Source organism: Chitinophagaceae bacterium, assembly GCA_016713085.1.
GTDB lineage: Bacteria > Bacteroidota > Bacteroidia > Chitinophagales > Chitinophagaceae > Lacibacter.
Genome location: JADJPV010000001.1, coordinates 1,959,253 through 1,980,032 on the forward strand (window position 1 = coordinate 1,959,253; position 20,780 = coordinate 1,980,032).

The window sequence follows — 20,780 nt, forward strand, 5'->3', positions numbered from 1 at the left end:
TTGGGGAAAATTATTTCCAGAATCAGTTTTTGCGGTTCTTCTTTTGATGCTAACTTCAAAATGCAGTTTTTTTCTGCTATTTTGCATTAAACACGTTCACATGCCCACCACTTTACTTGCTATCCAGATTTCACTTCCTGAAATCATCATGTTCCAGATTGGCGCATTGGTGCTGGGGTTTGTGATTCATTATTTCTGGAATATGAGGCATGGCAGTCAGTTTGATCATGAAGTGGATGTAGAAAAATATGAGAAAGAGGCGCATGACTGGAGGATGAAATATTACAATATCCTGGAGCATCAGAAAGAAACAGGCGATCATTTACAAAAGGAACTGGACGAAATAAAGGAGAATGAAAAGATCCTGATAGAAGAACTGGAAGAAACAAAGGCATTGAACCGGGAACTGATGCAGAAGCAAAAAGAAACACCGGTTGCTTTTACCCCGCCACCTGCAGCTGAAGTATCAACCGGCGCTTATCTTGCTCAATTGAAAGAAGCGCAGGATCATTTATTAAAGCATAACCAGGATATCTCCAAACTGTTAAACCAGGTGGAACTGCTGGAGAAAGTGGAGCAGCAACACCAAACAACCCTGAGACAGAATGTTGATTTAAGTGAACAGATGCAGCAGCTCCGCAGATCACTTACAGAAAAAGAACAGGAGCTGAATAATATCCGCCAGCAAACAGAACTTACACAGGAAATGAAGAGCCGTTTAAATACGGCTTACGATGAGTTCAATGAAATACAGTCGAAGCTACAGAAGGTGGAACAGCAGCTGACAGTACCGCAGGGAAATGTATTTAAGAATGATGAACTGGAAGAAGCCAATCATTTATTATCGGCTGAAGTAAAAGACCTGCGTACAAAGCAAAAAGATTTGGTGGATGAGAATTCAAAACTGAGCCAGCTGGTAACCGAAATAGAAAATAAACTCAAGGAAGCAAACCTGCAACGGCAACAACTCAGCAAGCGAAATGAATTCCTGGAAGAACTGAACAAGGATCTACAGCATGTTTCTGATCATAACAAGAAACTGGAATCGCAGTTATCACGCCTCAGTGAAATTGAAACGATGCTGGCCCGTATCTCCAGCGGGGGCAATCAATAAACTACCAGCACTTTTAATATTTACGTCAGAAGCTTTGACTTCATAAAATAAAAAAGACGAAGCATTCCTGTAAAGAAATACTTCGTCTTTTATCTGTGTGTACTTACGCTTTTTTCTCTTCTTTTTTCGGAGCCGCTTTCTTCACAGCATTTGCAGGACGGCTTTTGCCGAATGATCCCTTAAAACGCTTTCCTTTTGCTGTTTTTTTATCACCTCTACCCATAATAATGATTATTTGATGTTTAATTTAAAATGAAGGTAACAGAATTACTGCGTTCTTCAAAAACCTGTAAAAAAAGGAGCAAGAAACGTACTGCTTCCTGCTCCTTTTGAAGAATGTCAGAAATTAGAGTTTTCCAGCCAATTCTTTACCAGCTTTAAACTTAGCAACTTTTTTAGCTTTAATTTTTATTGTTGCACCTGTTTGAGGGTTACGACCTGTACGGGCAGCACGTTTGGTAACAGAAAATGTTCCGAAACCTACGAGTGTAACTTTACCGCCACCTTTCAATGTTTTGGTAACAGCTTCAATAAAAGAATCTAATGCAGCATTCGCTTGTGTTTTTGACACGCCGGCATCATCGGCAATCTTTGCAACTAATTCAGCTTTGTTCATAGTGAGAATTTTTTAAGTGGGACAAATATAGACGCTTTTACATTGCAACAAAATATTTTTTAGATACGGTATTATATGGTGAAATCAGCTAAAAACCTTATGGGGTAAGGGTTGCAATGAGGTTGTAAAAAAAGGTGACGGTAAGTAAAAAAATCAAAAACAGCTGAAAGCCTTTATCACAAAGGGTTTCAGCCTTGTTCTTTTGAAATCCTTACCTGCAAAGGGTTTAAGAGGTGTTGAGCAGAAATTCAAAACAAAAAACCACCCGGTTATTTTCCACAATCAGTTAATAACTTGCATAACACTCCGGAAGGAAAGTACGTGGTTTGCCCACCTGTCAAATACTTTTTCTCTGAGTTCGGGAGCAAATTGATCAATATATAATTCCTGGAGCAGTTTATTTTCTGCAAAATATTGTGCTGCATAAGTTGGGCCTTCTTCTTCATCTGTTTCCAGTATCCGCAAAAGTTGGTAATGAGTAAAACAACCTGTTGCAATTACTTCAGGCATATGTTCTTCCTGCATCCATTTTATCCACTCATCGTGAATGGACCAGTCAATTTTGAAGTAACATTATAAATGATCATTCTATTTCAATTTTAATTCAAGGTAAACAGGACAATGATCACTGTGTTTTACATCAGGATATATTTCTGCATCTTTCAGATTCTTTTTCAATGGCTCTGTTACAGCGATATAATCAATACGCCAACCTTTGTTGTTTAAGCGAACACTTGGAAAACGCTGGCTCCACCAGCTGTAGCGGTGAGGCTCAGGATGAAATTCACGGAAAGTATCGATCCACCCACTGCCGAGGAACTTCGTCATCCATTCTCTTTCTTCGGGTAAAAATCCACTTGATTTTTTATTCCCTTTCGGATCATGTATATCAATTTCATTATGGGCAATATTATAATCGCCGCAAAGAATCAGCTTTGGATGTTTCTTTTTTTAACTGGTTCAGCCATTTAAAATATTCATCCAGCCATTTGTATTTAAAAGTCTGGCGCTCATCACCACTGGTGCCGCTTGGGAAATAAGTATTGATTAAACGGAGATCTCCAAAGTCCAGTTGAATAACCCTTCCTTCATCATCGCTTGGGCCATGACCATTGCCGTATTCAACATTGTCGGGTTTTATTTTGGTAAACACCGCCACGCCACTGTATCCTTTCTTTTGTGCACTGAACCAGTAGTTGTAATAACCAAGCGCATGAAACGCTTCATGATCAACATCTTCTTTGGTTGCTTTTGTTTCCTGTACACAGATGATATCAGCAGGATCAGTTTTCAACCAATCGATAAAACCTTTTTTATTGCAGCACGGATACCGTTGACATTATAAGAGATGATACGCATAGTTGGTATTTGAGGGCTTAAAAATACAGAAGAATAGAGTTTCAATTGCAGAAGAAGTAAAAAAGCGCTGATAAAAAAATCAGCGCTTTTCAGCATTATTTTTTCTTTTCGTAAAACGTCTGTTCAATTTTTTTATGAACAGGTTTTACTGTTTGCAGAAATTTATAGATAGCGGCTATTTCCAGGTCACTCATTCTGCTGAAGGGTCCCCAGGCCATTGCACTGTGTTTGATGAGTTTTCCCTGGCGGATGCGGTTACGGAACATTTCCTGGGTCCAGCCAAAAATGCGGCCTGTTTCTTTATCGGGGGTAAGGTTGGGGCTTTCGCACATATAATTTTCCGGATCGATAATAGATTCCATTTTAAAACCACCGGCAAATGGTTCGCCGATGAATGCGCCTGTCATCAGATCCCGATCGGTATGGCAACCGTTGCAATTGGCTACACTCATTGCAAGGTAGCGTCCGTATTCAACGGTTGAATCAGGTTTAACTGATTTAGCAGGTGTACCTGTTGGACCAACAGGTTTCAACATAAATGCTTTGATAACTTTGCCCAGCATATTCATTTTATTATCGGGCACTTTGTTACTGACAGGTTTTAAAGTGCGGATGTAAGAAACAACTGCAGTAAGATCTTCATCGCTCATATCATGAAACGGCATAAAGTCGAATAAGGCTCTCCCATCATGTCCTACACCATAACGCAGCGACCGGGCAATGGTTTCATCCGGAATATTGCCGATCCCGGTTTCTTTATCAGGTGTAATATTTCTTGAATATACATGACCGATTGGTAATACAAAATCCCTTCCTCCGGGCAGATTAACTTCTGCACCGCTGTTTACAATTTCTTCTGTTCCCTGTTTGGCATGGCAATCGGCGCAATGTGCAGGACCGTATACCAGGTATTTGCCACGTGCAATTACATTACTGTCGGTTGATGCTTTAATTGCAGGATAGGGAGCGTCGTACTTTTTGTTTTGGCGTAATAGTGTGATGATAGAAACACCAATGATCAGAAACAGGAGAATAAGCCCAGTCCATTTTAGAATTTTTTTAAACATGATGGTTGGTTTTGGTTGATTAATAGCACGGGGAACGAACCAAATATGGCAGTGAATTTTACAGGCTTTCTATCTGTGGAGGAGAATAAGCAAACAGAAAAATAAAACTAATTTCAGAAAAACGCAAACTGTTTTTGGTTTGCTGATAAGCTGAATTTCTTTCACTGTTGAACTTAAAAAAAAGGCCGGTAATTACCGGCCTTTCGTCTTTAAAATCAAAACAGCGTTCTTACTTAGGTAATACAACGGCATCAACAACATGAATAACCCCATTGCTTTGATATACATCTTTGATGGTTACAGTGCTCATGCCACCTTTTTCGTCTTTGATCATCAGTTTATTTCCTTTCATCCAGAGCCATAATTTTCCACCCTGCACAGTTGCCACTTCTGCCTTTCCGTTTCCTTCTTTAATCAGGCGTGCAATTTCTTTTGAATCCCATTTCCCTGCTACTACATGATAAGTAAGTATAGCAGTAAGTGTGTTTTTGTTTTCAGGTTTCAGTAATGTTTCAACGGTGCCGGCAGGTAATTTTTCAAATGCTGCATTGGTAGGAGCAAATACAGTAAACGGACCAGCGCTCATTAATGTTTCAACAAGACCTGCCGCTTTTACAGCAGCAACCAATGTGGTATGATCTTTTGAGTTCACGGCATTTTCAACAATGTTTTTAGAAGGATACATTGCTGCACCGCCCACTTCCACTGTTTTTTCGTTCATCTTTTTAGGAGCCATTGTTTGTGCGCTGATTGTGTTGGCACATACGATTGCTGCGATGGCCAGTGCCATCATTTTTACTTTTTTCATTTTGTTTAATTTTATTGAGTGATGATTGATGTACGAAGCGGAATAAACTTCGGTTTCCGGTCAGCAAATATTTTTTTTGAACGGGAACAGATACACTTACGGAAGCAGAAGAAGACTGGATTTAAGAGAGGGAAATATTTCTGGAAATATAAAGGCCCGTGTTTACAGAGCCTGGATTCTTTTCGGGAGCTATGTTTGTTACCGGGGCATTGCTACGGTTATACTGTTGTCTTTATGAAGCCGTATAAAAATTTTGGTATAAGATTTCACCGGCCGGCCACCCTGTTCGGACGGCGTCCATGAACAGGCAGTTTTTAATTCATCCATTATAAATTGAGCAAAGGGAGAATAGCTGCCACGCTTCAGTTCAATTCGCTTAAGACAACTGTCTTTGTTATCAACTATTATGTCAAAAAGGAGTGCAGTTTCAACAGGTCTGTTTTGTTTAAACAGGCTGTTGTTTCTGTAAGAGTTTTCAATTTTCTTTTGCAGCTCTTTAATGCCGTTTTTATATCCCCATAAGACCTCTACTTTAGTAAAAATCATTTCATCTTCATCTGTCTCTTCTTTCGTTACCGGGCAGTTAAACTCAAGCCTGCATTTAATGGAGTCAGTATCAGCAGTACATTTAATAAAATATACCTGACCGCATCTATTTAATGATGCAGCCGCAAGTTCTTTATCAGGTAAAGTGAATTTGCCATATTGTTTTTCAAAAAAGTAGCTGTCGCCTATAAAGCTGAGGTTGTAAGATTCATAGTTTTTAAAGCTTGATGCTTTTCTGAACGTCGTGTCTTCCCAAACAGTTCTTGAGTATACACTTACATACTTCGTGCTTTCAGAATAAATAGCAAACTGAACCTTTTCAATAATCGGGTTCCTGGTAAAAAAATCTTTTGAAGAGTTATTGACAAAACTTGTATCAACTATCTGCGTTTTCTGGGCTGAAGATGTCAGGGAAACAACAAATAATAAAAGAAAGTAAATGCGTTTCATGAGTTGAAGTTACTCCAAAATCGGTCTTAACCATCTTGTTGCATCTTCCATACTCATGCCTTTACGTTCAGCATAATCAGTAAGCTGGTCTTTTTCAATTTTACCAACACCGAAATATTTACTTTCAGGATGTGCAAAGTACCAGCCGCATACAGATGACGCTGGATACATGGCCAGAGATTCAGTTAAATGAATACCGGTTCCTTCTTCGCCGCCCAATAAATCAAACAGTTTGTATTTTTCTGTATGATCAGGACAGGCAGGGTAACCCGGTGCAGGACGGATGCCCATGTATTGTTCTTTGATGAGGTCTTCATTGCTGAGTGTTTCATCTTTTGCATAACCCCAGAATTCTTTTCTTGTACGCTGATGCAGTACTTCTGCAAATGCTTCGGCCAAACGATCGGCTAATGCCTGCAGCATAATTTTATTATAATCATCATGTGCTGCTTCAAAAGCTTTGATGTGTTCTTCAATTCCCCGGATGGTTACTGAAAAGGCGCCGATATAATCCTGAGTCGTGAGTTGTGAGTCGTCAGTGGCTGCAGGTTGAATAAAGTCGGCTAACGAGATGTTTGGTTGTCCTTCTGCTTTTTTTATCTGCTGACGAAGGAATTGTAAATGCACAACTTCATCTGGCCCTTCCTGCTGATTGAATACTGCAACAGCATCTTTACCGTCACTGTTAGCTGGCCAGAAACCAATGGTTCCTTTTGCGGCTAACCATTTTTCATTTACAATCTGATCAAGTAATGCATTGGCGTCGTTGTACAGTTTGGTTGCTTCAATACCGATCACTGCATCTGTTAAGATAGCAGGGAATTTTCCGTGCAGCTCCCATGCAATAAAAAATGGTTGCCAGTCAATATATGTTCTGATCTCAGAAAGATCATAGTTATCAAACTGTTTTACGCCGGTAAATGTCGGTGTAACCGGAGTGAAGTTCGTCCAGTTGATTTTTGTTTTGTTCTTCTGTGCATCAACCAGCGTCAAATACTGTTTAACTGTTTTCTTATTATTGAAATCGTCTCTTAATTTTTCATACTCGGCTTGTATGCCCCGCAGGAAAGCAGGTTTCTGTTCCTGGCTCAGTAAACTTCCTGCAACAGTTACACTACGGCTTGCATCCAGTACATGAATAACTCCTTCGTTATACTGCGGATTAATTTTCACTGCTGTGTGCATGCGTGAAGTGGTGGCACCACCAATCAGCAAAGGCTGCTTCATTCCACGACGTTTCATTTCATGTGCCACATGCACCATTTCATCGAGAGAAGGAGTGATGAGACCGCTCAGGCCAATGATGTCAACATTTTCTTTTACAGCTGTATCAAGAATTTTATCGGTTGAAACCATTACACCAAGATCAATTACATCGTAACCATTACAACCGAGTACAACGCCAACAATATTTTTACCGATATCATGCACGTCACCTTTTACTGTTGCCAGTAAAATTTTGGCAGCACCTGCACTTTCTTCATTTACTGTTCCTGCTGCCAAATGTGCATTCTTGCGATCTTCTTTTTCCTGTTCAATGTAAGGAGTAAGGATTGCCACACTTTTCTTCATCACCCTTGCACTCTTTACTACCTGCGGTAAAAACATTTTACCTGCGCCAAACAAATCACCCACTACATCCATTCCTGCCATGAGTGGCCCTTCAATTACATCAAGCGGTCTTGCATATTTTAATCTTGCTTCTTCTGTATCTGCATCAATATAATCGGTAATTCCATTTACCAATGCATGTTTTAATCTTTCTTCAACTGAATTGTTTCTCCAAGCTTCATCTTTTACTTCAACCTTACCTTTTGCTTTTACTGTTTCTGCAAAAGCAATGAGTTTTTCTGTTGCTTCGTTATTATCATTGTTACGATTGAGAATTACATCTTCACATAACTCTCTCAGTTTCGGTTCTATTTCATCATACACTACCAGTTGACCTGCATTTACAATGCCCATATCCATACCCGCTTTAATGGCGTAGTACAGGAAGATGCTGTGCATCGCTTCACGTACATGTTCATTGCCACGGAAAGAGAAAGATAAATTACTTACACCGCCGCTGATCTTTGCCAACGGCATTAATTGTTTGATTTCCTTGGTTGCTTCAATAAAATCAACACCATAATTATTATGTTCTTCCATGCCGGTGGCAATGGCGAAAATATTCGGATCGAAAATAATATCCTGCGGATCGAAGCCAACCTGTTCAGTGAGAATTTTATAAGCTCTGTGACAAATTTCTACTTTACGTTGTTTAGTATCCGCCTGTCCTTTTTCATCAAAGGCCATTACCACAACGGATGCGCCAAACATGCGGCAGATCTCAGCCTGTTCAATAAACTTGGCTTCTCCTTCTTTCATGGAGATGGAGTTCACAATACTTTTTCCCTGCACACATTTCAAGCCTGCTACAATGATGTCGAATTTCGATGAATCAATCATCACCGGAATCTTTGCAATGTCCGGTTCACTTTGCACAAGGTTGATGAACGTAGTCATGGCCTGTACACCTTCCAGTAATGCATCGTCCATGTTTACATCAATGATCTGTGCACCGCTTTCTACCTGTTGACGGGCAACACTCAAAGCCTCTTCATATTTATTATCCCTGATGAGACGTGCAAATTTCTTTGAACCGGTAACATTGGTGCGTTCGCCAACATTAATGAAGTTGGTTTCAGGACGAACGATCAGGGGCTCTAATCCGCTGAATCTTGAATATGGTTTAATGACACTCATTTGTTATTCTTTATTCTGCAGTTAATTCTAATTCTACTGTTGGTAATGCTCTTGGCTTAATTGTTTTCACATGATCTGCAATATGTTTGATATGTTCCGGTGTAGTACCGCAACACCCGCCAACGATATTTACAAAACCTTCTTTGGCCCACTCTTCTAAATAATGACCGGTATCTTCCGGATGTTCATCATACTCACCCATTGCATTGGGTAAACCTGCGTTTGGATAAGCAGATACATAACAGGAAGAAATTTGTGAAAGCTCTTCAATATGCGGACGCATTTCATGTGCACCCAACGCACAGTTCAAGCCAATACTTAATGGCTTGGCATGCATCATGGAAATATAAAAAGCTTCCAGTGTTTGTCCGCTTAATGTTCTGCCGCTTGCATCAGTAATGGTTCCGCTGATCATAATAGGAAGCTCAGCCAGTTTTGTATCATGATAAAATTTCTTAATAGCGAAGATGGCTGCTTTGGCATTGAGTGTATCGAAGATAGTTTCAATGAGCAGCAGATCAACACCACCGTCAACCAAACCTTTTACCTGTTCGTAATAAGCATTGGCTACTTCATCAAAAGTAACTGCACGGTAACCGGGATTATTTACATCGGGTGAAAGAGATAATGTTTTACTCATGGGCCCGATTGCTCCTGCAACCCATGCACCTTTCCGGTCTTTTCCTTCGGGTGAAGCAAGAAATTCAGCCACTGCTTCCTTCGCCACTTTTGCTGAAGCAACATTTAATTCATAAGCAAGGCTCTGCATTTCATAATCGGCTAATGAAACTGCCTGGCTGTTGAATGTATTGGTTTCAATAATATCAGCACCTGCTGTTAAATATTGTTTGTGTATGTCTTTGATAATGTCGGGACGTGTAATTGATAAGAGATCATTATTCCCCTTTACATCGGTAGGCCAGTCTTTAAACCGTTCGCCACGGTAATCAGCTTCAGTAAGTTTATGACGCTGAATCATGGTGCCCATTGCCCCATCAATAATGAGGACTCTTTTTTGAAGTTCCTGTTTGATATCCATAGTTGTATAATTTTAACCGCAGCTGCGAAATGACGAAGAGTAATTGATGAACAGAATTACTTTACGTACAAGTGTGCGAAGCAACGGATGTACCATTGAATTGCTATTGCCGGGACCATTAAAATAATTTGAACTATAAACGTTGTAAAAAACTGGGAGAGTTTCGTTGACGTTTATTAGTTCTGTAATGGCCGAACAATAAACAAATCCGCCTGATGTAATGCAAATGTAACTGAAAAAGCCGCACCAACAAAGAGATGCGGCCCTAATGGCTTGATTGGAAGGATATGGTTTTAAGACGGGTTAGTTTTTCACAAAAAATAATTGATCGTCCTGGGCAGGGTTATCATCTTTTAACTTAATACTTGTGGCGGTTTTTTCGGTTTTGAGCCAGTTTCCATTGATTTTGGATAATATTGGGTCTGATGCAAAATTAATTGTAAGCCTTGTGCTGGTTTCACTCCAGGTACCCGTTATCATGTTGCTGCTTGTATGCCCCATAAAAGAGCCGTCGGTATTAAACATGAAAATGTATGCGTTGTAATTGCTGGTCTGGTCTGTTTTGTCCCAGTAATAACTGATGCGCCAGGTTCCTGTTGTAATTGCAGGATCAGCCGGATTATTGTCTGTTTTCTTTGTGCAGGAAAACAAACTCACTGTTAAGAAAAGCACCGCCGCAATACTCGATTTCATAACTTATCTGTTTAATGAAGTAAAGTTGCCTGAATCATTCCTGATGGGCAAGCATACCTGTATGAGCCGGATGTTCTGTTGTTTGAACAGGGAAATTATTCACCTGCCAGCCACTTTTTAAAATCGGCAGAACGTTCTGTACTCACAATTGTTTCAAGCTTTGTAGCCGGTTTCAGTTTTATCATTACCCTCCCTTTGGTCCATGTTGCCATTTCATCAATTGAATTAATAGAAATGATAAACTGCCTGTTGATGCGGTAGAACTGTGCCGGGTTCAGCATCTGTTCCAACTGATCAAGATTAAAATCAACTACATACCGTTTTGCATCCTGCGTTACTAAAAAATTAGCCCTTGCTTCCGTATAAAAATAAGCTGCATCTTTTGTTTCAATGGTTTTAATGTGTTCACCATAACGGATCACAAAACGCTGGCGGTATTTATCAGCAGGATTTTGCGTCATCGCTACCAGCAGCTGATCAATATTCATCTGCTGTTTTGTGCTGAGGTTGGCATATTTTTTTAATGCCTGCTGCAGCTCATCTTTTTTGATGGGCTTGAGCAGGTAATCAATACTGTTAAGTTTGAATGCCTGCAAAGCATATTCATCGTAAGCTGTTGTAAAAATGATAGGGCAGCTGATGTCTGCCTGTTTAAACAGTTCAAAACTGATACCATCGGCGAGGTGAATATCTACCAGCATCAGTTGCGGATGTTTGTTGGTTGCCAGCCATTCTTTGGCAGCGCTGATACTGTCGAGTACCGCTAATACTTCCACTTCTTCCGTTGTTTCGGTTAATAGTTTCCGGAGACGTTTTGCTGCCGGTTCTTCATCTTCGAGAATCAGTACATGGATCATGATCGTTTAATTAAAGGGAGTTTAACAATAAAGCGGGAGGTTGTTGTTTCGATCTTTACTTCTTTATCTGCAATTAATAAAAACCTGTTTTTAATATTCTGCAATCCCAATCCTTCACTTTTTTCTTTTGTTGCTTTTTCATTGATATTATTCTGTACAATCAGCATTTCGTCTTCAACAAACAATTCCAAAGTCAGAGGTTTGTCTTTTGAAACGATATTGTGCTTCACCGCATTTTCTGCAAGCAGCTGTAAGGCCAGTGGCGGAATACTGTAGATCGTTTTTTGTTCTTCTGTTATTCTGTTATCAAACATCAATGCATTACCGAAACGTTTTTTTTGAATAAAGAAGTAATCGTCAATAATGCTCAGTTCATCGCCCAGTGAAATCAAATCTTTTTCACGCATGTTCACAATCCTTCGGTAAAAATCACTGAGATGTTCTACATAAGCTTCTGCTTTTTTTGGATCTTCTTCAATGATACTGAGCAGTGTATTAAAACTGTTGAACAGGAAATGCGGATTTACCTGGTTTTTCAGTGTTTCATATTGCGATTTTAATTTTTCTGTTTGCAGTTGCTGCCAGCGTTTAACGTTTTTCTCCCGCTCTTTTATGATGTAAACAAGAAAACCTGTAAAGCCCAGAATTGAAAGAATGATAAACCACCATTGTTTCCAGAATGGTTTGCTGATGGTAAATGTATAAACAGCTTCACTTGCATGATCAAAGTTTCCTGTTACAGAAGAGCGAACACGGAATGTGTAACTGGCGGGTTGCAGTTTGGGAAAATTCACTTCATCGTTCCTGCTTGCCTGCCATTCATTATTATAGCCTTCCAGTTTATACTGGTATTGTACCAGTGCCGGATCAGAAAAATAAATGCCTGAAAAAGAAAAAGAAAGATTGTTTTCGTCATGCTTAAACTGATGTTCAAGTTCCTTGTTGATTTCTTTCAGGAAAAGGGAGACAGATGTAATAGCTGTTTGCGGCTGATTCATTTGCTGATAAGAAGGAGATACATAACGGAAGATGCCGTTGCTTGTATGAAACACCACTCCAACTTTTGTATGATCTGTACTGTTGAGATCAGTATTGAATATGCCCAGCTGTTTTTCGTTGCCCGGTATAATGACAACCTGTGTTTCAGCATCAATTAAAAAATAACCTGAACGGCTGATGCAAAACAGGTTGCCTTTATTGTCTGTGTCGAGCGATGAAATATCAAGATCAGGAATACCTTTATCTGTTCCGAAGTTGGTAAATGCTTTTCCGTTAAACTGAAACAATCCTTTTTGTAATGCTGCACACCAGATAACACCTTTCTTATCTTCTGAAACAGAATAAATAACCTTGCCAGTTAACCCTTCTTTTTCACTAAAGTGTGTAAATCGGTTGTTTTGCATCATGGCTAAACCTTTGCCATCTGTTGCAAACCAAACCCTTCCTTTACTGTCTTCATAAATATGATAAATATAGTTGATGCCAATGCCTGACAGCTCTGTAAGGTTTTGAAATGCCCGTGAAGTATTGGTGGTAGTATGAAAAATTCCCTGCAGCGACGATATCCAGATATTACTGTTTCTGCCTGTAATGGATAAGATGCTCATGCTTTCGTTACCGGGTAAATTGTTGAGGTGAGTAACAGCATTTGTTTTTGTATTCAGCAGGTAAATACCATTGCCCATAGTGCCGATCCATAAATTTTGATCAGCATCCTGGTAAAGACAGGTAATGTCTGTTTTATTGTCAAGGCCCGGCAAACGGATAATTGTTTTAATGGCAGAGTTGGCTTCCTGCTTAATAATACCGCCGCTTGTTGTGTACCAGGCATTATCCTCCTCATCCTGCCACATATCATGTATTTCGTTCAGTGCCTGGTCAGAAGTTTTTACAATCAGCTGTAATTTTTCACCGGCATTTTTATATAAGCCCGTTTTGCTGATCAGCCAGCCATTTGCTTCTTCATCAACCGATAACTGTGTTGGGTTGTTAAATACCTGTGTGCTGATGAGTTTACTGTTTCTGTGCAGTTGTACAAAACTATTTTCTGTTGTTACCCATACCTGCTTATCAAGTACAAGAATATCGTTTACCTGCTTGTCTTTAATTTCAGGTGCAGGGAAAACAGTTACTTGTTTTGTAGTGAATGAAAAACGGCAAATGCCTCCCTGTTGAAATCCCAGCCAGATGATATTTTTATCGGTTCTGTCGAGGCTTACACAACGGATGATATTATCAGGTAAACCATTGTCTGTGCTGAAATTTTCAATTGTTTTCTTTGTTCCGTTAAACCTGCAAAGACTGAGACCTTTATCGGTTGATGCTGCAATGGAATTGTTGGGCAACAACTCAAGATCGTAGATATAATTATCGCCCAGCCCATCATCAGTATTAATGTTGTACAATTTTTTATTGTGCAGCACATAAATTCCTTCGCCCTGTGTGGCAAACCAGAGCCGGCCTTCTGCATCTGTCAGTATTTTACTGATGGCAGTTTTGGGTAATCCTTCTTCCGGTTGAAAAAGTGTAAGCTGTTTGTTTTGTAACTGTGCAATATTTCCATTCTGAAAACCAATCCAGAGTGTTTGCTGTTTATCTTCATACAAAGCGGTAATGTTTGCCTGCAGGATTGTATCAAAAGAAACACGTGTTGTTTTAATTCCGTTATAAAGAAAAAGACCTGATGATGTACCGATGTACATAAAATGATCTTTTGCAAACAGGATACACTGCAACCTGCCCTGGATCTTTTGCTCTGCAATTTGTGTTTGCCAAAAGTCAAAGGTCTGTTCATTTTTCACCTGTGCAGTAAGGGAAGTGTAAATTGCGAAAACAAATATGAACAGGTAAATCTTCATGCAGTGATCTTATTTTGCAAAGAGTTCAGTATTGATACTGACATGAATTTCATTGGCCAGTTTTTCTTTTACAACTCTTGGAATAGGTATGTTATGATCCGACAGCAGAACACTGAACTCACTGCTGATGCGGATGCTGTTACCGGTTACTTCAATTTCACTTTTAATGATTCTTTCCTGTTCAACACCATGCACCATCAGTTCCTTTAGCCCTGATGGTATATTTTCCCTTCACACTGTAATCAATTGTTTCAATGATTTTGCCGCTGAAGCTTGCTTCGGGAAACTGTTCGCTCTGCATATAGTTTTCATTAAAATGTTCTTTCTGCAAAGGGCTGTTAAATCCTTCAAAGGAGCGGATGCGGATGCGGAAGGCAAAATTATTTTTAGACAGATCGATGGCTCCTTTCATTTCTTTGCTGGAAGCATTGATCAGTTCAAAAGGAGCATCTGAACGGAAATTGACAACACCATTATTGGAAGTATAAATAACCGGTTGTACAAATGATGCACACAGAATCCATGCTGTTATGGCAAGCCAACTGATTTTCATCGGAATAAATTAGGACTGGTAAATTAACCAAGATGCTGTTGTTGAGCAACTCTTATTTTTTCTTTTGTTTCTTTAAGGTAAACACTCTTGAGATATTAAAGCCAAACATAATGTCGCCCTTGCTCCATTTGCCGGCTGTTTCACTGATAAAAGTGCGTTCAGTCATACCTCTTGAATTGGTAATGTGCAGCTGAAACACATGACCGCCTGTTTCAATATCAAAACCAAAAGAAAGGGAATTTTCAGTATCAGGCATTTTATAACCTGGTAACTGGTAATAGTATTCAACATTAATTGAAACACGGGGCGAAATTTTTTGTCTGCCTCCAATTCCTATGGCAATGATATCGTTTGGATCAGCGATAAATTTTACAATATTGTAATGAACCAGTGTGGGCATTATTTGAATAGAAGTGCTTTCCGAAAACTTACGGGCTACAATTATCTGGTGTGCATATTGTAAACGGGATGAAAAATAATTGGGACGGTCAGGATCGGTCCACTTCATTGTAGTTACCATTGCTGAAGTCATTACCGCAAGGCTTACCGGCATATTCCGTTTGCCTGTACTTTGCCGCAGAAGTTTATATTTTGCAAAAGCATCATATTGTTTCTGGTAAGTGCTTCTTCCAAAACCCAGCATTAAACGGGGCGTAATTCCAAAATCAAAACCCATCCGCATACTTGCATTGTCGAGCCCAAACATTTCATATGCTCCGCCATTAATTGTTCCAAAACGGTGTGAAATTTTGAAATCCATAATACCTTTCTGTGTATTTTCTATGGAATGACCATTGATAAGCCTTGTTGTTTTAAATGTGGCTTCGGTGTACTTCACCTTATCTTTTTCCTCTTTTTTCTGTTCATCTTCCAGCATCTGGTTCAAATCAACATCCTGCGCCTTGATCAACAGGACTGAACAGGTAAGAAAAACAAGAAAGAATAATTTTCTCTGCAGCATGATTTTGGGTTTAGGAATCAGGACTTTGGCTGATAAGGATCGTAACTGCAAGTAACGGTTACTTCTACTGCATCAGCAACCTTCGATGCTACAATTGCAGGAACAGAAATTTTATAGTCAGCCAGTTTGATTTTGAATTTGGAAGAAGAACTGATCCTGCCTTCTTTTAATGAAATAACTCCTGATGTTTTTAATTTATTGGTTACTCCATGCATCGTCAAATTTCCTTCAACGGTTACAGGGTAGTTTCCATCTTTCTTAAAATCAACTTTACTCAAATCAATAATTGTTCCTTTGAATTCTGATTTGGGATAATTATCCGAATCCATATAGTCTTTCCGGTTGAAGTGTTCCTGCATGGCTGTTTTCTTAAACTGAAAACTTTTGATAAGGACAACGAATTGCATAGCACCGGTTTTTGTATTGATTACACTGGATCCTTCATTATTGACGGCCCTGATATCTTCAACAGGTGTAGTGGAAAAAAAAGTAACTTGCCCGTTGCGGGTGATATACATATCCTGAGCCATGCTAACATGAAATGAAAGCAGGGTGACAAAGGTGATCAGTATGAATTGTTTCTTCATCATTTGTTTATTGTAAGATCAATTAATTAGCCAAGGCTCCGTTTCTGATCCATGTTCTGATTTCTGCAATTCGGCACTCAGATAATTGCGGAGCATCTTTAGGCATGGGTGAAAAGCCGGCAGAGTGTGTTAATGCACCAACAAGCTTTCCGTTCAACGCAAGACCTTTTACGATGTTATAATCGCTGAGCTGAATACCGCCGCCCGATGTTGCTGTTCCACCATGACAACGCAGGCAGTTGGTTGAAATGGTACTGACGATCTGCACACTGTATTTGATATTGGATGTATCGCAGGGGGCGATGCCGTAAATTTTTTCTTCTTTATCATAATAACAGGAAGAGAAAAAAGCAGTTGCAGAAAGAATGAGTAAGCAATTTTTCAGTTTCATATTTACAATATCAATTATTGGGTGCACCAACCTGTATCCATTTCCTGATCTGTGTAATCTTGCAGTCGGGTAATTTGTTTCCGCCGTTCGGCATTGGTATAAAGCCGGCCGAATGAGAAACAGCACCAAGCAGTTTTCCACTCATGGCAAGGGTATATACATTTGAATAAGTTGTAAGATCAATATTGCCTGCCGGCACGCCACCACTATGGCAACCGATACAGCTTGATTGAAGCAGAGGCAGAATAGTTAAAGAATAAGTAAAGAAAGTAGTATCGCAACCGGTATTGCAATTGGTTGTATTTAAGGCTCCCTGTACAATCCATTTATAAATAGAATCTTTTTTTGATTTATCGATTGCAGCTGCAGGAGGTGGCGGCATTCTTTTGTCGAGCTTGTCTTCCATGATCGTTTTCCATGCTTCACTGCTGGCAGGTTCATTTACCTTAATCGTTTTCATGATTTCCGCATAGCTATCATAGCGTAATCCCTTGGCATGTGTTATAACATCATGGCACCCGATCTTTGCACAGTTGCTTACAAAAACGGGAAGTACATCTGTTTCAAAACAAATGGTTGAAGCACCAACGGCAGGAGGTGTAATGCCGGGAGGAGGCGTGCCGCCGGGAATGAGTGATTCATGCTCACAGGCAGCAATAAAAACAATTAACAGGAAACCTGTGAAACGGATTTTCTTCATTACTAAATTTTATAACACCTGATCAATACAACATCGGTTAAATAGCCGGTACAAATACCTTTAATTGAAACCTGGTCGCCGGTGTTGATGTTTGCGTCTTCTTCCATTGTACAATTTACACCAAACATTAAGTCATCTGTTTTCAGCAGCACCACCGTTTTCCCTTCGCTGTTTTTTGAAACACTGCTTACCTGCCCGGTTACTTCTACAATCTTATCAATATATTTTGAGTTGGCTGTTTTTTCATTGGTATTGTATTCGGTAAAAATTGCAGTTGCCTGTACCGGAATAGCTTTCGCATCTTTTACATCCTGTTTTGGCTTGTTCCAGATGAAAAGCCAGGCATACGCACTTCCAACAATGGAAAAAATAATAATGAGAATGATAATAAGCCGGATCTTCTTCATAACATGGGAAGTATAATTACTCCAAGGTAAGTTTCAAATTGCTTGATGGGCACTGTAAGCAGCCGAACAGGTAAAATCAATGATTGAACCGGAAAAATGAAAGAGTAAACAAAAACAGGTGCAGGAGCTGTTTTACTTCATTGAAACATAGTTTGCAACCGGCTGGCGGTTTTGCAGACTTCTTGCCAGGGTGAGTTCATCGGCATATTCCAGTTCACCACCAAAGGCAATGCCTCTTGAAATGGTGGTGATTTTAACAGGCAGGTCCTTTATTTTTTTGCTGATATAAAAGAGTGTGGTGTCGCCCTGAATGTTGGGGCTCAGTGCAAAGATGAGCTCTTCCACTTCATCCGTTTTTAAACGGCTTATTAAAGGTTCAATGGTCAGTTGATCAGGACCAACTCCATCTAATGGGGAAATAATGCCACCGAGTACATGATACAATCCGTTGAATTGCTGCGTGCTTTCAATGGCTATCACATCCCTGATGTTTTCAACCACGCAAATGATTTGTTTTTTACGGGAGAAATTGCTGCAGATATTACAGATCTCCGTATCAGATACATTGCAGCACTTACTGCAGAACTTGATTTCTTTCCGCATCCGTGAAATGGTATCAGAAAAGAATTGAACATCTTCTTCCGGCTGCTTAATGAGATGCAGTACCAGCCGCAAAGCTGTTTTTTTACCAATACCTGGGAGTTTGGAAAATTCATTAACAGCATGCTCAAGTAAGGAAGAAGAAAAAGACATACGGCGAAAGTACGAAGGATGAAGGATTAAAAATTTCTGCCGGGAGGCCCTGCAGGTTTTTGATTTTTATCAACCGGCGGCTGCTGATTATTTAAATCAATCACCAGTTCATTGTCCCAGTTGTCTTTTACTGTTATGGTGTTTACAAGTTGCTGAACAATTTCCGGCTGCCGTTTGGGTTTTGCAAAAAAATCGCCTGCATCCCATACGCCATTTTGATTGGCATCATACAAAATACCTAACTGGTAGTTCCCCGGTTTAAACAACTTACGGTACCATTTAAGATCAGTTACCGGGTAGCTTGCAAAAATCTGGTCGCTTGTATAAAAGATCAGTACAGGGTGTAAAGAGGTATCGAGGTTTTTAAAAGTGATTCTCACGGAGCCGTATTCTTTTTCTGTTTTAACCCTGAATGAAATGGTGTCATTCTTTGTTGCAGATAAACCGGATGTATCGGTTGCATAATCCTTATTCAGAAAAAGTCTGTATGTTCCGCCTTCTTTCCATGCAGTGTACAGTACCAGTTGTTTATTCAGCGAATCATTTTTGATCAGCAGATCGGTTACCTGTTTGGTTGAATCAACAAAGAGAATGATTTTGCTGCTGTCGAAATGCCTGATTGGTTTCTGGTAACTGAGTTTGAAACTGTCTAAAAAATCCTGTGCTCCTGCTTCGAGGTTATTCGATGAAAGAAGCGTTTTTGCTTTATCAACTTTTGCTCCTGTTCCTGATGAGCCAGCTCTTTTCTTTTCTTTCTCCGCTGCAAATGCATAGAGTTTAATAGGCTTCGCGTTTGAATTAATCAGTATGGGAGAATCAAGAAATGCAAACTGTTCTATTGGCTGACTGTATTTTTTATCTCCATCTTCATCCTTCAGTGCATAGATATAAAATGTTCCTTCGGGCAAATTGGTAAAACGGAAATTACCTTTGCCATCAACTCTTGCAACATATTTTGGTTTTTCTTTTGCAACCGTTGAGTCCTGTTGCTTTGTATACAAAACGGCAAACATGGTGCTGTCTGTTTTACCGGTTTCTGCAAGAACTATACGGCCGGTTAATTCGCTGCTGTCAATGGTTGAACCGGTTGAAAAAGTATAGCGGAAGTTTTTCAGCGGATTGCCTTCATTCAGGTCAACAATGGCATCACCAAAATCAATACTGTAGGTTGTATTGGGCAGTAAGGAATCTTTCAATCGTATAGTTAGTGTGCGGAGTTTTGAATCAAAACCAGGATCCTTTGTAGGGTAGGGTGAGATCAATACTTTCTCATAGGCATTTTTCAGTTCAATATATTCATCAAACGTGATGGTGATTTTTTGCTCATTTGCATTCAGTGCAGAATCTTTGGGAGTTGCACGGACAGGTACAGGAGGAAGACTATCTCTCAAGCCGCCACTGGGAGGAACAATATTGGCACAGCCCGGTCCGCTGAGTATGCTGAAAAAAAGTATTCCGCTGATAAGAAGAAAAGAAATGAATTTGCCGATTGTCATAGAAGCTGCAAACTTAATCTAATTGTGTGAACCATGATTTTTAGGATAGATGGGATTAACAGGATTTGAATTGATACAAAGCTGTTAATGTCTGTATTGATAGAGCTTGCCAGAGTGGACTTGAGTTAAAATTGTATTTAGTCTTCGTTTTGTAGTTTCACATCCAACTGTTACAATGAAGTCAGATAACGTGACCTTTTCGCCTACAGCCAGAGCTGTGAATACATCTATAACAGGCTTCTGATATTCAGGGCCAATATTTTCCAAGCTAACCAAAGTGCCATCGTTTTTTAAGATTGTAATTGTAAATTTATCAACTCTACAGCTAAGGCCGTAAATTTCAGGGCTATCAACTTCTGCCCTAACCCACCATGCTTTGATTCCTTTAAATAGAATCTCGCCATCCTGAGTGGTTGTTAGAATTTTGGGATCAGGTATCTGGACTAATTTAAATCGAATACTTTTTATTAATGCTGACTTATTATACACCCTCAATTCTCCAAAAAGTGAATTTTTTTCACAGACTTTCCATATATACTTTCCTGACGCAACTTTCTTTATTTCTCCCATACTTACAGATAAAATCAAGTTCTGTTCAGGAATATTTTTTACAGAAATCGATATTGGGTTCTCAACACCAACATACAAGTTTCTGAAAAGATCATTTGAAACTACAATTTGTGCATAACTATAAGCATGTACAAAAAATAAGCAAAGCAAAAAGACAATGTTTTTCATATTGCGATTTTTTACAAATGTTTTTTTATCCTTCAAATC

General features: G+C 39.5%; 22 protein-coding genes and 1 pseudogene. 1 reads left to right on the forward strand and 22 read right to left on the reverse strand.

What is annotated here, in order from left to right:
• Positions 1-100 precede the first annotated feature (100 nt).
• A complete protein-coding gene (locus tag IPK31_09555; GenBank protein MBK8088165.1) occupies positions 101-1,114 on the forward strand; it encodes a hypothetical protein in 1,014 nt (337 codons plus the stop codon).
• A 103-nt stretch (positions 1,115-1,217) separates the two neighbouring features.
• On the opposite strand, the gene IPK31_09560 is transcribed toward IPK31_09555, so the two are convergent.
• The 22 genes and pseudogenes from IPK31_09560 to IPK31_09665 form a co-directional block, all read right to left on the reverse strand.
• On the reverse strand, positions 1,218-1,337 hold the full coding sequence (locus IPK31_09560; GenBank protein ID MBK8088166.1) for a 30S ribosomal protein THX: 120 nt from the start codon (positions 1,335-1,337) through the stop codon (positions 1,218-1,220).
• 123 nt (positions 1,338-1,460) lie between these two features.
• Positions 1,461-1,730 carry an HU family DNA-binding protein gene (locus IPK31_09565; GenBank protein ID MBK8088167.1) on the reverse strand — a complete coding sequence of 90 codons (270 nt, stop codon included), beginning with the start codon at positions 1,728-1,730 and terminating at the stop codon, positions 1,461-1,463.
• Between the two features lie 282 nt (positions 1,731-2,012).
• Positions 2,013-2,255: a DUF4286 family protein gene (locus IPK31_09570; protein MBK8088168.1), complete on the reverse strand. Its 243-nt coding sequence runs from the start codon at positions 2,253-2,255 to the stop codon at positions 2,013-2,015.
• 63 nt (positions 2,256-2,318) lie between these two features.
• Positions 2,319-3,089, reverse strand: a pseudogene (gene xth / locus IPK31_09575) (exodeoxyribonuclease III).
• A gap of 95 nt (positions 3,090-3,184) precedes the next feature.
• Positions 3,185-4,156: a c-type cytochrome gene (locus IPK31_09580; protein ID MBK8088169.1), complete on the reverse strand. Its 972-nt coding sequence runs from the start codon at positions 4,154-4,156 to the stop codon at positions 3,185-3,187.
• Between the two features lie 229 nt (positions 4,157-4,385).
• A complete protein-coding gene (locus IPK31_09585) occupies positions 4,386-4,964 on the reverse strand; it encodes a fasciclin domain-containing protein (protein ID MBK8088170.1) in 579 nt (192 codons plus the stop codon).
• A gap of 198 nt (positions 4,965-5,162) precedes the next feature.
• Entirely contained in the window at positions 5,163-5,960 is a 798-nt protein-coding gene (locus tag IPK31_09590; protein MBK8088171.1) for a hypothetical protein, read from the reverse strand.
• Positions 5,961-5,969: 9 nt separating this feature from the next.
• Positions 5,970-8,708, reverse strand: coding sequence for a methionine synthase (gene metH / locus IPK31_09595; GenBank protein ID MBK8088172.1), 2,739 nt, complete (start codon positions 8,706-8,708; stop codon positions 5,970-5,972).
• A 10-nt stretch (positions 8,709-8,718) separates the two neighbouring features.
• A complete protein-coding gene (locus tag IPK31_09600) occupies positions 8,719-9,747 on the reverse strand; it encodes a homocysteine S-methyltransferase family protein (GenBank protein ID MBK8088173.1) in 1,029 nt (342 codons plus the stop codon).
• Positions 9,748-10,050: 303 nt separating this feature from the next.
• Positions 10,051-10,440 (reverse strand): hypothetical protein, encoded by a 390-nt coding sequence (locus IPK31_09605; protein ID MBK8088174.1) that lies wholly within the window; start codon positions 10,438-10,440, stop codon positions 10,051-10,053.
• A gap of 95 nt (positions 10,441-10,535) precedes the next feature.
• On the reverse strand, positions 10,536-11,297 hold the full coding sequence (locus tag IPK31_09610) for a response regulator transcription factor (GenBank protein ID MBK8088175.1): 762 nt from the start codon (positions 11,295-11,297) through the stop codon (positions 10,536-10,538).
• Positions 11,294-14,155 carry a histidine kinase gene (locus tag IPK31_09615; GenBank protein MBK8088176.1) on the reverse strand — a complete coding sequence of 954 codons (2,862 nt, stop codon included), beginning with the start codon at positions 14,153-14,155 and terminating at the stop codon, positions 11,294-11,296. The genes IPK31_09610 and IPK31_09615 overlap by 4 nt, the downstream gene beginning before the upstream one ends.
• 9 nt (positions 14,156-14,164) lie before the next feature.
• Complete coding sequence (locus IPK31_09620) at positions 14,165-14,353, reverse strand: hypothetical protein (GenBank protein ID MBK8088177.1); 189 nt, start codon at positions 14,351-14,353, stop codon at positions 14,165-14,167.
• Complete coding sequence (locus IPK31_09625; protein ID MBK8088178.1) at positions 14,337-14,708, reverse strand: hypothetical protein; 372 nt, start codon at positions 14,706-14,708, stop codon at positions 14,337-14,339. Before IPK31_09625 ends, IPK31_09620 begins: the two co-directional genes overlap by 17 nt.
• A 52-nt stretch (positions 14,709-14,760) precedes the next feature.
• On the reverse strand, positions 14,761-15,669 hold the full coding sequence (locus tag IPK31_09630; GenBank protein MBK8088179.1) for a hypothetical protein: 909 nt from the start codon (positions 15,667-15,669) through the stop codon (positions 14,761-14,763).
• A gap of 17 nt (positions 15,670-15,686) precedes the next feature.
• The gene (locus IPK31_09635; GenBank protein MBK8088180.1) at positions 15,687-16,256 is read right to left on the reverse strand and encodes a YceI family protein; all 570 of its coding nucleotides are present in this window, start codon (positions 16,254-16,256) and stop codon (positions 15,687-15,689) included.
• Positions 16,257-16,278: 22 nt separating this feature from the next.
• A complete protein-coding gene (locus IPK31_09640; GenBank protein MBK8088181.1) occupies positions 16,279-16,647 on the reverse strand; it encodes a hypothetical protein in 369 nt (122 codons plus the stop codon).
• 10 nt (positions 16,648-16,657) lie between these two features.
• Complete coding sequence (locus tag IPK31_09645; protein ID MBK8088182.1) at positions 16,658-17,347, reverse strand: hypothetical protein; 690 nt, start codon at positions 17,345-17,347, stop codon at positions 16,658-16,660.
• A gap of 2 nt (positions 17,348-17,349) precedes the next feature.
• Positions 17,350-17,754 (reverse strand): hypothetical protein, encoded by a 405-nt coding sequence (locus tag IPK31_09650; GenBank protein ID MBK8088183.1) that lies wholly within the window; start codon positions 17,752-17,754, stop codon positions 17,350-17,352.
• A gap of 132 nt (positions 17,755-17,886) precedes the next feature.
• A complete protein-coding gene (recR, locus tag IPK31_09655; GenBank protein MBK8088184.1) occupies positions 17,887-18,507 on the reverse strand; it encodes a recombination protein RecR in 621 nt (206 codons plus the stop codon).
• A gap of 26 nt (positions 18,508-18,533) precedes the next feature.
• Entirely contained in the window at positions 18,534-20,003 is a 1,470-nt protein-coding gene (locus tag IPK31_09660; protein ID MBK8088185.1) for an Ig-like domain-containing protein, read from the reverse strand.
• Between the two features lie 84 nt (positions 20,004-20,087).
• Positions 20,088-20,741, reverse strand: a complete 654-nt coding sequence (locus IPK31_09665; protein MBK8088186.1) for a hypothetical protein — start codon at positions 20,739-20,741, stop codon at positions 20,088-20,090.
• Between the last annotated feature and the right edge of the window lie 39 nt (positions 20,742-20,780).

Excerpts from the sequence above, each read along its gene's own strand:
- IPK31_09615 (MBK8088176.1), bottom strand. The coding sequence starts at position 14,155 with ATGAAGATTTACCTGTTCATATTTGTTTTCGCAATTTACACTTCCCTT.
- IPK31_09555 (MBK8088165.1), top strand. The coding sequence starts at position 101 with ATGCCCACCACTTTACTTGCTATCCAGATTTCACTTCCTGAAATCATC.
- IPK31_09620 (MBK8088177.1), bottom strand. The coding sequence starts at position 14,353 with ATGGTGCATGGTGTTGAACAGGAAAGAATCATTAAAAGTGAAATTGAA.
- IPK31_09585 (MBK8088170.1), bottom strand. The coding sequence starts at position 4,964 with ATGAAAAAAGTAAAAATGATGGCACTGGCCATCGCAGCAATCGTATGT.
- metH (MBK8088172.1), bottom strand. The coding sequence starts at position 8,708 with ATGAGTGTCATTAAACCATATTCAAGATTCAGCGGATTAGAGCCCCTG.
- recR (MBK8088184.1), bottom strand. The coding sequence starts at position 18,507 with ATGTCTTTTTCTTCTTCCTTACTTGAGCATGCTGTTAATGAATTTTCC.
- IPK31_09590 (MBK8088171.1), bottom strand. The coding sequence starts at position 5,960 with ATGAAACGCATTTACTTTCTTTTATTATTTGTTGTTTCCCTGACATCT.
- IPK31_09645 (MBK8088182.1), bottom strand. The coding sequence starts at position 17,347 with ATGAAGAAAATCCGTTTCACAGGTTTCCTGTTAATTGTTTTTATTGCT.
- IPK31_09605 (MBK8088174.1), bottom strand. The coding sequence starts at position 10,440 with ATGAAATCGAGTATTGCGGCGGTGCTTTTCTTAACAGTGAGTTTGTTT.
- IPK31_09635 (MBK8088180.1), bottom strand. The coding sequence starts at position 16,256 with ATGAAGAAACAATTCATACTGATCACCTTTGTCACCCTGCTTTCATTT.
- IPK31_09570 (MBK8088168.1), bottom strand. The coding sequence starts at position 2,255 with ATGCAGGAAGAACATATGCCTGAAGTAATTGCAACAGGTTGTTTTACT.
- IPK31_09640 (MBK8088181.1), bottom strand. The coding sequence starts at position 16,647 with ATGAAACTGAAAAATTGCTTACTCATTCTTTCTGCAACTGCTTTTTTC.
- IPK31_09580 (MBK8088169.1), bottom strand. The coding sequence starts at position 4,156 with ATGTTTAAAAAAATTCTAAAATGGACTGGGCTTATTCTCCTGTTTCTG.
- IPK31_09630 (MBK8088179.1), bottom strand. The coding sequence starts at position 15,669 with ATGCTGCAGAGAAAATTATTCTTTCTTGTTTTTCTTACCTGTTCAGTC.
- IPK31_09625 (MBK8088178.1), bottom strand. The coding sequence starts at position 14,708 with ATGAAAATCAGTTGGCTTGCCATAACAGCATGGATTCTGTGTGCATCA.
- IPK31_09665 (MBK8088186.1), bottom strand. The coding sequence starts at position 20,741 with ATGAAAAACATTGTCTTTTTGCTTTGCTTATTTTTTGTACATGCTTAT.
- IPK31_09610 (MBK8088175.1), bottom strand. The coding sequence starts at position 11,297 with ATGATCCATGTACTGATTCTCGAAGATGAAGAACCGGCAGCAAAACGT.
- IPK31_09560 (MBK8088166.1), bottom strand. The coding sequence starts at position 1,337 with ATGGGTAGAGGTGATAAAAAAACAGCAAAAGGAAAGCGTTTTAAGGGA.
- IPK31_09650 (MBK8088183.1), bottom strand. The coding sequence starts at position 17,754 with ATGAAGAAGATCCGGCTTATTATCATTCTCATTATTATTTTTTCCATT.
- IPK31_09660 (MBK8088185.1), bottom strand. The coding sequence starts at position 20,003 with ATGACAATCGGCAAATTCATTTCTTTTCTTCTTATCAGCGGAATACTT.
- IPK31_09600 (MBK8088173.1), bottom strand. The coding sequence starts at position 9,747 with ATGGATATCAAACAGGAACTTCAAAAAAGAGTCCTCATTATTGATGGG.
- IPK31_09565 (MBK8088167.1), bottom strand. The coding sequence starts at position 1,730 with ATGAACAAAGCTGAATTAGTTGCAAAGATTGCCGATGATGCCGGCGTG.